This window comes from Pseudolysinimonas sp. 10J20-29 (assembly GCF_055809595.1).
On sequence record NZ_CM147917.1, the window covers coordinates 2,269,996 to 2,282,833 of the forward strand.

Genomic DNA, 12,838 nt, shown 5'->3' on the forward strand with positions numbered 1-12,838 from the left:
GATCAGCCCTTGGCAGCTTCCACCCGTGCGGCGGCTTCGGCAGCGGTGGCTTGACCCGCGGCGACGGCGATGAGCGCGTCACCCAGGGCGCTGAACGCCTCGGGGTCGTCGATCTGGCGGTAGCCGCCGAGGCTCTCGGTGATGAACTCCTGGATCGCGTCACGCGCCGCAGCGGCACTGGCGGGGATGCTCTCCTCGACCTGGATGGCCTCGGTGTGCACGGGGAACGTCAGTCGGTCCGCGGTCAGGATGCGCGCACCTTCGCCCGCGCTCATGAACTCGACGAAGCGATAGGCGGCCGCGAGGTTGTCGGAGTCCGCGTTGACAGCGATGATGTTCGACACATCGCCCGTGACCGGGGCGAGATCACCGTTCGGCGTCGGAAGCAGTGCCACACCGATGTCGAAGCCGCCGATCTGATCGGCGCTGTTGATGAACATGTCGAGGTTCCAGCTTCCGTTCGCGAGGAACGCGGCCCGACCTTCGGCGAACAGCCCGTAGGTGTCGTTGTAGGTCGCGGCACCGACGGCGCCTTCCTGCACGATGCCGTCGTCGAACAGCTGCTTCCAGCTCTCGAACACGCTGACCAGCGCCGGGTCCTCCCAGGATCCGGACCCTTCGATCGCGGAGTACAGCGCGTCGCTCGCGCCTTCGCCGTTCGCGATGGCCATGAAGTAGTCGACATCCATCCAGCCGTCCTTGGCGCCGAGCGCGAGCGGCTCGTAGCCAGCGGCGCGCAGTGCCACCGACGCTTCCACCATCTCGGCGTACGAGGTGGGCACCTCGATGCCGACCTCATCGAGAATCGTGTGGTTCACCCAGAGGAATCCGGCCGCGCCGTAGCCGAACGGCAGACCGGCGACGCCGTCGTCACCGACGACCCGCTCAAGAGCCGCGTCGCGATAGATCGACTGCCAGTCGTCGCCGAGCGACCCGGCCGCGAGGTCGTCGAGCGGGAGCGCGAAGCCCTGAAGCTGGTTGAACAGGGCACCGGGGTCCATCATGAAGACGTCGGGTCCCGATCCAGCGCGCAGTTCCGTCTGGATGCTCGTGCGGTAGTCGCCGTTGGGCAGGAGCCGCGGAATGACCTCAACGTTCGGATACTCCTCGTTGAAGGCAGCGATGACCTTGTCCATCGTCTCCGCGGTCGGCGTCCACGACTCGAACTCGATGGTGCCGGTGACCTCGGCGTTGAGGATCGCGTCGACGTCAACGTCGCCACTCGAACCCGAACTCACGGCCGGCGCGCCGCAGCCGGCCAGCGCGAGGGATGCCGTGGCCGCCACGGCCGCCACCATCAGTTTTCGACTGAACATGTCCGATCTCCTTTGATCATTTTTACGATTCAATTCGTGACGAGGCTAGGGCACGAGGCGATTCGGGTCAAGCAGCTCCCGAAAATAGGCGATCCGCTTGCCCTGCATGCCGGTCATTTCGCAGTCTGCCGCCTTTCCCCAGCTGGAAAAGCGATGTATCCTGTTATCGATTCAAGACTCGTTTTCATCACTGTGCGCCGCCGCACAAGGTAGGAGCACCCGATGTCCTCTGTCGGAACCAAGGAGGTCGCCCGACGCGCGGGCGTCTCCGTCGGCACCGTCAGCAACGTCATCAATCGCCCCGAAGTCGTCTCGGCGAAGACGCGTGAACGAGTACTCGAGGCGATCCGCGAAGTCGGCTACGTGCCCAACGAGGTCGCGCGCGGCCTGCGCATCGGCCGCACGCTCACGATCGGTCTTGTCGTCCTCGACATCGGCAACCCCTTCTTCGTCGACCTCGCGCGAGGCGTCGAAGAACTCGCCGACGAGCACGGGTCCACCGTGGTGCTGTGCAACAGCAACGAGGACCCGTTGCGCGAGCGCAAGCACCTTGGTCAGCTTGAAGCCCGCCAGGTTCGCGGCATCATCATCACACCGGTGAGCGACGAGATCCCGCATCTCGAAGACCTCGCCGCCAAGGACATCCCGGTCATCCTCGTCAACCGCGCGCCCGGCCGCAATCACTGCACGGTGGCGGTCAACGACACGCTCGGCGGCTGGCTGGCCGGCAAGCACCTGCGCGATCTCGGCCACCGCTCTGCTGCGTTCGTCGGCGGGCACGACGCGCTCAAGCCGACGCGGGATCGCCGGGAAGGCTTCCTCGACGCCGCCGGTCCGGCTGAGCCGGACGGCATGCAGGTGCTCACGATTCACACCGACTCGCTGTCCGTCGAGGACGGGGTCGCCGCGGGTCGTCAACTGGCGTCCATGGACCCCGAAGACCGCCCGACGGGTGTCTTCTGCGCCAACGACATGATTGCGCTCGGGCTGCTGCAGGAGATGACGCGTCAGCGCATCCGCGTGCCCGAGGACCTCGCCATCGTCGGGTATGACGACATCCATCTCGCCGCGAGTGCTGCCGTGCCGCTGAGCTCGATCCGGCAGCCGCGAGAGCAGCTCGGTCGCGCGGCTCTCGAACTGCTGCTGGAAGAAGAGCGCGACGGAAAGGCGCACGCGCACCGACACATCGTGTTCCAGCCCGAGCTGATCGTGCGGGAATCCAGCGGCGGACCCCGCGCCTAGGCGCGCGACCCGATGACCACCCGCTCGCGACGACTTAGGCCTGAGGCAGGCTCCGGCGCGAACGTGCCAGGGCGAACAGCGTCCCGACCGCGATGAGCAGGAGCGCCGCCGCCACGGTTCCGGCGACGACGTCGCTGGCCATGCCGGTTGCCGCAAGCTCGGGCTCCGCCGCATCGTCGACCTCGCCCGCATCCGCCTCGAGCGCGATGCTGCCCGCCGGGCCCCAGAGTTCGAACAGGGCGCTCATCGGCGTCGGCGTCCACGTGATGTCCGAGACGCCCGACCAGGGCGAGAACTGGCCGTTCTCCCAGTCGTCGCTGCTCGTCGACCGGTAGGTGGTCACGACGAGGGTGTAGGTGCCGGCGGTCAGGGGCGACACGAATTCGGGCGCCTGGTCGTCGGAGATGTAGTCGACGCCGCCATTCACGAACGAGATGTTGTCGAGGTCGCGATCGTCGTTGCAGTCGACCAGGTTGTCGGCCGGGTTCTCGGGGTCGAAGCTCGTGTACACCGCGAGGAAGAAGTCCTGGGAGGGGTAGTAGGGCTGGCCCCACTGGACATCCTCGTCGACGGGTGTGACGTCGATCACCCGGAAGGTGAAGTCCCCGTCGGTCGAGATGACGATCGGGAGCGCCTGGTACGGGTGGTAGCCCGCCTCCATCTGGCAGTCCGGGAATCCGCCGAGGTCGACATCGTCGCCGGCAAGGTGTACATCGACCTCGAAGTCATCGATGACGACCGGCATGTCGACGCGCGTCGTGACGGTCAGCGACCCGGTCGGGTCGGCGGCCGGAGTCGCGAAGTAGACGTCGATGTCGAGGTCGGACTCGTCATCCTCGAACGCCAACTCGATGTCGACCTGGTCATCGACCGTGAAGGTGAAGCTCGACGCACCTGCGGGAACGTCGAACCGGTCGACGGGCGTCGCCTCGCCGGGAACGGTCATGGCGCCCCGCGCGTCGATGTCTTGGACGCTCCAGTCCTCGCAGTTGAGCAGGGTGATCGTGAGCGTCTCGCCGGGGAGGATCACCTGGTTGTCGCCGTCGCCTTCGCCGACCGCGCAATCCACGGTGATGGAGGTGCGGGTGTCGCTCGGGCCGCCGAGGGCGACGGCGGCGGAGACGCTGCCAGTCACGACGAGGCCACCGGCGAGCGCGCCGATGAGAAGGGAATTTCGGACGCGCAGCATCGAGTCTCCAGAAGTCAGGGGGTCGGGCCAGCGTAGCGGGATGCGGGCCGGGCGCGTGCCCCCGCGCGGCGTGGCGGGAGGGCATCTCGGCACGGCACGATGATCTCCCTCCCGGGTTTCTGCTGCGCCGCTCCTCGAGCGACTTCTCACCCCACGGGCCGACACCCCCTCGGGCCAGCAGCTTTCCTGTAGATTTCTCGCGGACTGGCTGCCTCGGGGGCTCGCGCCGTCGCGCGGCGAGTCCACCCAGCCGCTCGAACGAATCACTGTCGGGCAGCACCGACAGGCGCTGGCGGGAGGCGAATCCATGGAAGACCCCACACGCGAGACAACCAAGCTGATGCTCGACTTCAACGGTGTGCCCATTCGCACCGGCCGTGAACTCGTCGAAGCGATGCGGCCCGAATGGGAAGCGGCGACCGCGCTGCTGGACGAGTGGCCGAACCCCCGCCTGGTGCCGTGGATGCGAGCGAGACCCGACGGCGATCTGCTGCTCACGGCGCTGGGAATGGAGCACTCTGGGGCCGCTCGCTTCGTCTACCTCCAGGCCGAGTTCGACAAGGAACGCACCCCCGAGTTCCGCGGCATCCCGCTCACGGAAGCCTCGATCCAACAGGCGCTCGCCGAACTCCAGGCGTGGGAACAGGATCCCGACGGCGACCGACCCAGCGCCTACGAATGGCTGTTTGAGCTCCGCGGCGGCCGGGTCTTGCGCGCGCTCGCGTCGACATCGCGGGGCGACGCCTCAACGAGATTCCTTAGGGCCGACTACGCGCTCACGCGCTGGCCACGAGAAGGCAAGCAATTCCTGGTCGAGGCTCTCAACGCGTGGAACTTCATCCAGACGGGCAACGAGTCGTCGACAACCTCCAGTTCCAGCGTCAACGAGTCAGCGGCAGTGGCCGCCAAGAGCGATCGGCTCCCGACATATCGTGTCGACCAGCTGGCAGAGCTCGACGCAACGATCCGCGAGTGGCGCCAAGAGCTCGAGGCGCTCCCTCGCGAACAGAACCGACTCGGGACTCCCGACAATGCGGAGTTGGTCGAGGCGCGCGCGCCATGCGCGTGCCGTTCGTGCACTCCGAGAACTCTCCAACCCATTGCTCGGACTCCACGATTTGGCTCTTGACCACTTCAGTGCCGTCGCAGGCGCTTTCCGCCGTTCGGGTGCCCTGCATTCAACCGTGTTTGCGGCCGCTTTCAACCCAGACTCGTTGCCCCCGATCAAAGCCGAGACCGTGCGTCGAGCGGACACGATGGTGTCGACCTTGGCGGACCTCGATGCTCTTGCGCTCACCCCCGGCGGCGAGGACGACGCGATACTCATGCGGCACCGAGAGTGGATCAGGGAGCTCGTCGAGCGTATTCGGGGCGCTGACCCCGCCGACTGCGGCGTGCTGATCGCCGCGAAGCACCTGCTCGATGTAATGCAGGAAGGTCTTGAAGACAACCTCGCGCGGAAACGACACGAGCTCGGCGACCAGACGGCTTGACGTCTCGTCGCGCACTGCCACGGCAGTGAGCGAACTCAACAGCCTGCTTCAGGCCAGAACGTCAGCTCGGACCCACCTCGCGCCGAATCGAGGGTGCGGGGCGCGCGTGAGTCTCGGCGGCGTGCCGGGCGGGATCTGGTCCGGGTTCAGGCTCGCGAACGCCTCTGCCGGAGCCCCCCGGAGGTCTTGCGCACCGCCGGGGCGAGGCGTATCGTGCAACCAAATGGTTGTAGAACTTGAACTCTCCGACGACGACGTGAACCGCATCTTCCGGGCTCTCGCCGACGCGACGCGACGCGACATCGTGCGCCGAACGCTCGTTGCCGACGTTTCGGTGTCGCAACTCGCGGACGCGTATGCCATGTCGTTCGCCGCGGTTCAGAAGCACGTCGCCGTGCTGGAGGAGGCGAGGCTCGTGACCAAGCAACCGCGCGGCCGGGAGCGGATGGTGCGGGGCAATCCCGACCGCATCCGCCAGGCGCAGCGCCTGCTCACCCAGTTCGAACACGTCTGGCGCTCCCGGATCGACCGCCTCGACGCGCTGCTCGAAGAAGACCACGACAACTAGAAGGAGCGATCATGCCCGTCACCTCCGTCGAGAAAGACCTCGACGCACTCACCCTCACGATCGTCGCGGAGTTCACCGCGCCCCTCGCCCGACTGTGGGATGCCTACGTCGACCCGCGCCAGATCGAACGATTCTGGGGCCCTCCGACGTATCCCGCGACGTTCCTGCGGCACGATGCGGCGGTGGGCGGCCGCAGCATCTACAAGATGACCGGGCCGGACGGCGACGAGCACTACGGATTCTGGGAATGGACGGACGTCAAAGCTCCGGCGTTCTTCGCCATCGTCAACGGCTTCGCCGACGAGACCGGCACACCCAACACTGAGATGCCGAGGATGCGGGCGACCTTCGCCTTCGAGGCGACGGACACCGGCTCACGCCTGACCACCGTCACGAGCTTCGACACGCTGGAACAGCTCGAACAGCTCCTCGCGATGGGGGTGCTCGAGGGCACGACGGCGGCCATGGCGCAGATCGACGACGTGCTCGCCGATCTCGCCGCCTTCGCCTCCGACCGTGCCGCCGAGGCGCAGCTGCTCGGCGACAGGCAGGTGCGGGTGTCCCGCGTCATCCGCGGAACCGTCGAGCAGGTGTGGCACGCGCACAACGACGCCTCGACCATGCAGAAGTGGCTGCTCGGCCCCGACGGCTGGACCATGCCCGTCTGCGAGATCGCGACGGCCGTCGGCGACAGCTACCGCTATGTCTGGGAGCCGGACGGCGGCGGCGAGGGCTTCGGCTTCACCGGCGAGCTGCTCGAGTTGGAGGCGCCCTATCGTGCGGTGACCACCGAGGCGATGATCGGCATGGACTTCCCCGCGACCCTCAACGAGCTCACTCTCACACCCGTCGCGGGCGGCACGCTGCTGTCGATCGTCATCACCTACGCGGATGCGGCGCAGCGCGACGCGGTGCTGGCGACCGGCATGACCGGCGGCATGGAGACCAGCTACGCGCGGCTCGAGGGCCTGCTGGAGTCGGTCACGGCGTAGGCCTTCGAGCCCGCCACCGTCGACCCCGTGAGAAGTGCGCGGCCAGATCGAGACCCTTGCCGGTTGCGGCAGATCGCCCGCGGAACCGGAAAAGCCCTCGAACCGAGAGGTTCGAGGGCTTTTCTGTGTCCGAATTCAAGACAGTGGCGGTACCGGTGGGATTTGAACCCACGGTGGGTTTAAGGCCCACACAACTTTTCGAGAGTTGCACCTTCGGCCGCTCGGACACGGTACCGCCGACCATCCTAACGCAGGGTGACGGTCATGCCGAATCGTGCTTGACACATCCATGCAAGCGTCCTAATCTCGTATTCAACCGAACAGTTGAATAAGGAGATGATGGGCACCAGCGACGCGAACGACCAGCTCGACCGGGCCTTCCTGGCCCTGGCCGATCCGGTCCGACGCAGCATCATCGCGCGGTTGAGTCGCGGGCCGGCCACGGTCAACGAACTCGCCGAGCCCTTCGCCATCACGGTGCAGGCCGTCTCGAAGCACATCTCGGTGCTCGAGCAGGCCGGCCTCGTGACGAGAACACGGGATGCCCAACGGCGCCCCGTGCACCTCGACCCCGCCGCGCTCGAACGCCTCACGGCATGGATCGACCGCTACCGCCTCGACGCGGAGCGCCAGTTCCGCGCGCTCGACGGGGTGCTGGCGCAGCTGAGCGACACCTCGAACACCGACACGACCGAAACACCAGGAGAGAAGCCATGAGCAACGCACTGACCGTCAACGCCCCCGAAGGCCTGCCCCTCGTCATGTTCGAGCGCGAGTTCGACGCCCCCGTTGCGGCGGTGTTCCGCGCGCACCAGGACCCCGAGCTCGCGAAGCAGTGGCTCGCGCCGGAAGGCTACGAGATGGTCATCGACCGCTACGACTTCGCCACCGCCGGCGCGTACCGCTACCTGCACAAGAACGACGGGGAGGAGTACGCCTTCAACGGGGTCTACCACGTGGTGCGCGAGAACGACCTCACGATTCAGACCTTCGAGTTCGAGGGCTTTCCCGACGTCGTCACGATGGAAACCAACCGATTCATCGACCTCGGTAACGGCCGCACCCGGATCGAAGGACAGTCGACGTTCCCCAGCCTCGAAGCGCGCGACGGCATGATCGAAAGCGGCATGGAGGTCGGCATGGTGGAGTCCTACGACAAGCTCGACGGGGTGCTCGCCGCCAGCTGACCCGCGCGACCGCGCCGCACGTCGCGGCGCGGTCGGCGCGCCGGGTCGCGGCGCGGTCCCCCGGCGTCGGCGCACCTGGCCGTCCCGCCTCCCGCCGCATCCGCTGCTCCGTGCCGCCCGGTGCCGCCCGATCCGCTGCCCGGTGCCGCCGCATCCGCTGCCCCGTTGACGAAATGCAGGAGAAACGGGGATGCGGGCGCAGCTCAGCCCCGGCAGCTGGCCCCACGCGCGCAGGATCTCCTGCATTTCGTCACGCGGCGGGCACGGCGGGCGGCGGCGACGGATCGGCGAGCGACGGCGGGGGCAGACCGGCGAGCGGCGTCGGACGGCAGATGCGGCGCGCGGGCGGCGTCGGCGGCCGCGCCTAGGCTGTCCGCATGGCTCGCCCCGCATCCGCCGCGTACCGCTGCACCGACTGCGGCTGGACGGGCGCCAAGTGGTACGGCCAGTGCCCCGAATGCCAGGCCTGGGGCACCGTCGCCGAAGCGGATGCGCCCCGCAGCGCCGTCGCCGCGGCGAGCGTGAGCGCGGCCCGCGTCGCCCGCCCGATCACCGAGCTCGACACGAACGCCGTGCCGCGCTGGGGCACCGGCATCGCCGAGCTCGACCGCGTGCTGGGCGGCGGCATCGTGCCCGGCGCCGCGATCCTGCTCTCGGGCGAGCCGGGTGTCGGCAAGTCGACGCTGCTGCTCGAGGCGGCCGCGCGCGCCGCCGCCACCGGCCGCCGCGTACTCTATGCGAGCGCCGAGGAGTCCACCGCCCAGGTGCGACTGCGCGCCGAGCGCACCGGCGCCCTGCACGACGAACTGTTCCTCGCCGCCGAGACCGACCTCGCCACCATCCTCGGCCAGGTCAACGCCGTGAAGCCCGAGCTGCTCATCGTCGACAGCGTGCAGACCGTGTCCAGCGCGATGAGCGACGGCGCGCCCGGTCAGCCCGCGCAGGTGCGCGAGGTCGCGGGCACGCTGATCCGCGTCGCCAAGGAGCGCGGACTTCCGGTGCTGCTCGTCGGGCACGTCACCAAAGACGGCTCGATCGCTGGCCCTCGTCTGCTGGAGCACCTCGTGGATGTGGTGTGCAGCTTCGAGGGCGACCGCCAGACCTCATTGCGGTTCGTGCGGGCGCTCAAGAACCGGTTCGGACCCACCGACGAGGTCGGCTGCTTCGAGATGACCGGCGACGGGATCGCCGAGGTGCCCGACCCCTCGGGCCTGTTCCTCTCGCGCGGCGGCACGCCGGTGAGCGGCACCTGCGTCACCATCGCCCTCGAAGGACGTCGGGCGCTGCCGGTTGAGGTTCAGGCACTCGTCGTCGGAACCCAGGCCCCGCAGCCGCGCCGCGTCGTCGGCGGCGTCGACTCCTCGCGGGTCGCGATGCTGCTCGCCGTGCTCGAACGGCGCTGCGGGCTGCGGCTCGGTCAGATGGATGTGTACGTCTCGACCGTCGGCGGGATCCGGCTCGTCGAACCGGCCGCCGACCTCGCCATCGCGCTCGCCATCGCCAGCGCGGTGAAAGACGTGGCGCTGCCGCAGACCCTCGCGGCGGTCGGCGAGATCAGCCTCGCCGGGGAGATCCGGCCCGTCGCGGCGGCGAAGCAGCGCGCCAGTGAGGCACGGCGGCTCGGGTATTCGACGGTGCTCGACCAGGAGGCCGGGCCGCTGCGCGAAGCGCTGCGGCGGGCGTTCGCGGCGGCCGATCGGGCGACGCCGGCGGGGGTGCCGGAGTTCTAGGGGGTTTCGATACGTCGCTGACGCGACACTCAACCCGCTGACGCGGTTTCGATACGTCGCTGACGCGACACTCAACCCGCTGACGCGGTTTCGATACGTCGCTTCGCGACTACTCAACCCGCTGGACTTGCCGGTCGAGTAGCACGCAACGCGGGCGTATCGAGACCCACCCCGCGCATCCCTCCGCGGTTTCGATACGTCGCTTCGCGACTACTCAACCCGCTGGACTTGCCGGTCGAGTAGGGCGCGCAGCGACCGTATCGAGACCAGCTCGCGCGCGACTCAGGGGTTTCGATACGCCCTTCGGGCTACTCAACCCGCTCACGCGGTTTCGATACGCCCTGCGGGCTACTCAACCCGCGGGGACGGCCCACTCGACCGGGTCTCAGCTCCCGGTCGAGTGGGCCGCGCGGCGGGCTCAGCGCCCGCCGGCTCCCGCAGGCGGGCCGCCGTCGGTCGGCGGCGTGCCGCCGAACTCGCCGCCCGGCTCCTCGGTCGTCCCCCCGAGATCCGTGAGACCCGTGGTCTCGGCCGTCGCCTCCTCGGTCGCGGCCGTGAGATCCGCGATCACCACCTCGTCGCCGACGGCGATGCCGGAGATGATCTCGACCAGGTCGGTGCCGATCGCTCCCACCTCGACCGGCACGGTGACGAGCTCGCCCCCGTCGAGCACCGAGACCGTGTCGCCGGCATCCGAGCGGTGCAGCGCCGAGATCGGGATCACGACCACGCCATCCGCGGTCGCCACCGAGACCGCGACCTGCGCCGCCGCCCCGATCAGCAGCACCTCGTCGCCCGCGTCGATCGAGATCGTGATCGCGTAGGAGGGCGTCGCCGAATCGGTCGCCACATTGACGAACCCGACCGAGCTGACCGTCGCCGGGTAGTGCTCTCCCGAGCTGGAGATCGTGACATCGGCGACCTGTCCGACCGCGACCTTCTGCACCTCCGCGAGGGTGACGGTCGTCTCGATGAGGTAGCCGTCGTCGCCGAGGATCGTGATGACCGCCGTCGTCGAACTCGCCGCGACTGTGTCACCCACCTCGAAGGCGACCAGCGCCACGGTGCCGTCGATCGGGGCCGTCAGCTCGGCCGCCGCCAGGGACTGCTCGGCGATCAGCACGTTCGCCTCCGCCACCTCGATCGCGGCGTAGTCGGCCACGATGTCGGCCGCGCTCGGCACCGAGGCGATGCCGCCCGCCGACGAGGCGCCCGAAGAGGTGCTGGTGGTGGACGATCCCGACGACGAGTCGCTCGGTGCGCTGCTCGTGGTCGTGCTCGCCGCGACCGCCTCCTGAAGCGCGGTGATCGCCGCATCCAGTTCGGTCATCGCCGCAGCGACGGCCTCCTGCGCGGCCTGGGTGACGGCCTGCGCGTCAGCGACGCCGGTGATCGCCTCCTGGCACGTCACCAAGAGCTCCTGCACCGCCTCGAGCGTCAGCGGCTCCGACTCCTCATCGGATTCCTCCGCCTCGTCGTCGGCGGCAGCGAAACCGGACTCCTCGCCCGACACCGCGTCCGCCTCCGGGTGGGCCTCGGAATCCTCCGCACCCTCGAGCTCGGCGTCGAGGAACGGCTGGCACAGCTCCGTCGCGTCCGTCACGGTGGCGTCTGCGGCGGTCAGCGACTCGGAGGCCGCCTCGATCAGCGCGAGCAGCTGCTCCTGCGCGTTCTGGACGTCGCGAACCGCGGCCTCGATCGCCGGATCCGCCGAGCTCTCGCCCGCCCCCGACGGCGCGGAGCCGGTCGAGGCCGACGCGTCGCTCGAGGTGTCCTCGTCATCCTCCTGCTCGGCGACGCTCGACTGCGCTTCGAGGTCGCTCTCGAGCGCCTCCTCCGCCGAGGCGACGCGTTCCTCGGCGGCCTCGACGGCCTCCTCGAGATCGCTCGTGTCGAGCGTGGCCAGCACATCGCCGGCCTCGACGGTGTCGCCAAGCGAGACGTTCACCGTGGCGACCTCACCGCCGACGCCGAAGCTCGCGTCGCGACGGTTCGCCGACTCGATCGTGCCGATCAGGTCCAGCTCCTCCTCGATCGCGCCGGTGGCGGCGGTCGCCGTGCGGTAGCTGCTCGGGTCGGAGCCGCCGGCCCAGGCGACGCTCGCCCCGCCGACGACGATCGCGAGTCCGGCGGCGCCGGCGATCACGGTGCGGCGTCGGCTCCACGTCACGCCCTTCAGGCGCGGGATGACCGAACTCTGCCACCAGGCGCCCGCTCGCCCGAGCGCCGCGCGCGGCGTCAGGGGGCTCACCGGTCACCCCCCGCATCGGGACGCTGCTGGCCGCCCGCGGCCGCCGTTCGCGTGCTCGCAGCCCTCGTCGCCCGGCTCGCTCACCACGAGCGCGGCCGCCGCGTAGCCGCCCGAGGTGTCGGCCTCGCCCTGCGCGGTGACGCACTGGCCGACGACCAGCGCCGACGTGTCGGCGTCGACCGTCACCAGGATGCTCGTCGCCTCCGTCACGGTGAGGGTCGTCAACGTGGTCGCGTCGTCTTGGCCGGTCGCCTCGACAGTGAAGCCGCTCGAGTCGACCGCCGAGACGGTTCCCGCGGTGACCGCGGCGAACCCGGTCGGCGCTCCGCCCTCGCCGGCCCCCTCGGGGGCATCCGCCGGGGCCTCGCCCTCCGGAGCCGCGCCGTCGGCGGGCGCGTCGCCCCCGGGAGCCGCCCCGTCGGCGGGAGCTCCCCCGCCGGCCGCGAGCCCGGCGATGCCGCACTCGCCGTCGACCGCAGCGGTCACCGTCACCATCGTGGCGAGGGTGGTGTCGTCGGCGTCCGTCGTCACGAAGACGCAGTCCCCGACCTCCAGATCCGAGAGCGAACCCGAGACCTGCGCGGTGATCGTGGTGTCGTCGGTATACGAGACCGCCGTCTGCGACTCGGTGTCCTGCACCTGCATCAGGCCGTCGGAGACGTACGCGATCTCACCGGTGACGCCGGAGGCCACCCGCTCCGGCGCGGCCTGCGCGGCGGTGGTGTCCGTTGCCTCGACCGCCTCTTCGACGGTGTCGGCGGTGTCGGCGGTGGCGCATCCGGCGAGCGCCAGGGTGGTGCCGAGCGCGAACACGGTGAAGACCGGAAGCGCGGCGCGGCGGCGGAGGGGTGTTGTCATGGTGGGTGTCCT

12 protein-coding genes and 1 tRNA gene are annotated in these 12,838 nt (G+C 69.3%); 7 read left to right on the forward strand and 6 right to left on the reverse strand.

Annotated elements, in window-relative coordinates:
* Positions 1-2 precede the first annotated feature (2 nt).
* Complete coding sequence (locus AC0L6Y_RS10955; protein WP_473552262.1) at positions 3-1,316, reverse strand: ABC transporter substrate-binding protein; 1,314 nt, start codon at positions 1,314-1,316, stop codon at positions 3-5.
* Positions 1,317-1,538: 222 nt separating this feature from the next.
* Here AC0L6Y_RS10955 and AC0L6Y_RS10960 point away from each other — a divergent pair, with 222 nt between their 5' ends.
* Complete coding sequence (locus AC0L6Y_RS10960; protein ID WP_473552265.1) at positions 1,539-2,558, forward strand: LacI family DNA-binding transcriptional regulator; 1,020 nt, start codon at positions 1,539-1,541, stop codon at positions 2,556-2,558.
* A gap of 34 nt (positions 2,559-2,592) precedes the next feature.
* Here the strand turns inward: AC0L6Y_RS10960 and AC0L6Y_RS10965 are convergent, their stop codons facing one another.
* Complete coding sequence (locus tag AC0L6Y_RS10965; RefSeq protein WP_473552269.1) at positions 2,593-3,747, reverse strand: hypothetical protein; 1,155 nt, start codon at positions 3,745-3,747, stop codon at positions 2,593-2,595.
* 307 nt (positions 3,748-4,054) lie between these two features.
* Between AC0L6Y_RS10965 and AC0L6Y_RS10970 the strand changes: the two genes are divergently transcribed.
* Positions 4,055-4,876, forward strand: coding sequence for a hypothetical protein (locus AC0L6Y_RS10970; RefSeq protein ID WP_473552271.1), 822 nt, complete (start codon positions 4,055-4,057; stop codon positions 4,874-4,876).
* Positions 4,877-4,925: 49 nt separating this feature from the next.
* Here the strand turns inward: AC0L6Y_RS10970 and AC0L6Y_RS10975 are convergent, their stop codons facing one another.
* A complete protein-coding gene (locus AC0L6Y_RS10975; protein WP_473552274.1) occupies positions 4,926-5,279 on the reverse strand; it encodes a hypothetical protein in 354 nt (117 codons plus the stop codon).
* A gap of 184 nt (positions 5,280-5,463) precedes the next feature.
* On the opposite strand from AC0L6Y_RS10975, the gene AC0L6Y_RS10980 reads away from it, so the two are divergent.
* Together AC0L6Y_RS10980 and AC0L6Y_RS10985 are read left to right on the forward strand one after the other, a co-directional pair.
* Complete coding sequence (locus tag AC0L6Y_RS10980; protein ID WP_473558467.1) at positions 5,464-5,808, forward strand: ArsR/SmtB family transcription factor; 345 nt, start codon at positions 5,464-5,466, stop codon at positions 5,806-5,808.
* Positions 5,809-5,819: 11 nt separating this feature from the next.
* Positions 5,820-6,800: an SRPBCC family protein gene (locus AC0L6Y_RS10985; protein WP_473552276.1), complete on the forward strand. Its 981-nt coding sequence runs from the start codon at positions 5,820-5,822 to the stop codon at positions 6,798-6,800.
* 144 nt (positions 6,801-6,944) lie between these two features.
* On the opposite strand, the gene AC0L6Y_RS10990 is transcribed toward AC0L6Y_RS10985, so the two are convergent.
* A tRNA-Ser gene (locus AC0L6Y_RS10990) sits at positions 6,945-7,035 on the reverse strand.
* 104 nt (positions 7,036-7,139) lie between these two features.
* On the opposite strand from AC0L6Y_RS10990, the gene AC0L6Y_RS10995 reads away from it, so the two are divergent.
* The 3 genes from AC0L6Y_RS10995 (at position 7,140) to radA (ending at position 9,717) form a co-directional block, all read left to right on the forward strand.
* On the forward strand, positions 7,140-7,517 hold the full coding sequence (locus AC0L6Y_RS10995; RefSeq protein ID WP_473558471.1) for an ArsR/SmtB family transcription factor: 378 nt from the start codon (positions 7,140-7,142) through the stop codon (positions 7,515-7,517).
* Positions 7,514-7,987: an SRPBCC family protein gene (locus AC0L6Y_RS11000; RefSeq protein WP_473552278.1), complete on the forward strand. Its 474-nt coding sequence runs from the start codon at positions 7,514-7,516 to the stop codon at positions 7,985-7,987. The genes AC0L6Y_RS10995 and AC0L6Y_RS11000 overlap by 4 nt, the downstream gene beginning before the upstream one ends.
* 377 nt (positions 7,988-8,364) lie before the next feature.
* Positions 8,365-9,717 (forward strand): DNA repair protein RadA, encoded by a 1,353-nt coding sequence (gene radA / locus AC0L6Y_RS11005; protein WP_473552280.1) that lies wholly within the window; start codon positions 8,365-8,367, stop codon positions 9,715-9,717.
* A 418-nt stretch (positions 9,718-10,135) separates the two neighbouring features.
* Here radA and AC0L6Y_RS11010 read toward each other — a convergent pair whose 3' ends face one another.
* Together AC0L6Y_RS11010 and AC0L6Y_RS11015 are read right to left on the reverse strand one after the other, a co-directional pair.
* Complete coding sequence (locus tag AC0L6Y_RS11010; protein WP_473552282.1) at positions 10,136-11,968, reverse strand: efflux RND transporter periplasmic adaptor subunit; 1,833 nt, start codon at positions 11,966-11,968, stop codon at positions 10,136-10,138.
* Between the two features lie 3 nt (positions 11,969-11,971).
* Positions 11,972-12,826 carry a hypothetical protein gene (locus tag AC0L6Y_RS11015; RefSeq protein ID WP_473552284.1) on the reverse strand — a complete coding sequence of 285 codons (855 nt, stop codon included), beginning with the start codon at positions 12,824-12,826 and terminating at the stop codon, positions 11,972-11,974.
* Positions 12,827-12,838: the final 12 nt, after the last annotated feature.